Consider the following 538-nt stretch of genomic DNA (forward strand, 5'->3'; position numbering starts at 1 on the left):
TGCCCGGTTTGCTGCCCCCAACCACCAAGGAAGTCATACGTCATTGCAAACATGTTAGTTAGGTACGGCTCCGCGCCTTTCCAATCGATACCTGCTGCTTTTGGACCAACGCCAACAGCAGTAGAGAGCTCGTATTCACGTTTGGTTTGATTTGTGAGTTCATCTAACTCTGCACGCATGGTTTTCACCAAGTAGGTAAACGCCTCACGCTCAGACGCTTTTTGTTCATCAGAAAGCTTGGTATCTGGGTTCCAAGGCGACGTTGTTAAACCGCCACCGCCTGGGTATTCCCAATCCAGATCAATGCCATCAAAGAAATCATATTGAGCAATCAACTCAACGGCACTTTTTGAGAATTGATCCATCGCTTGTTTGTTTTTCGCCATAGCATGGAACGGTTCGGACATTGTCCAGCCACCAAAAGAAGGAAGAATTTTGAGATCAGGATGTTGTTTCTTCATTTCGGCAAGTTGAGCGAAGTGACCTTTGTATGGCACGTTAACTGAGACAGCGCCAAAGTTCTTTTCCAGTGCCGCTT

General features: G+C 46.8%; 1 protein-coding gene. It reads right to left on the minus strand.

What is annotated here, in order from left to right; translation table 11 throughout:
- A partial coding sequence (locus R7Z50_RS30590) for a glycosyl hydrolase family 18 protein (protein WP_318150162.1) occupies positions 1 to 538 on the minus strand: 538 nt, incomplete at both ends.

The sequence above is a fragment of the Vibrio sp. 1249-1 genome, from assembly GCF_033340495.1.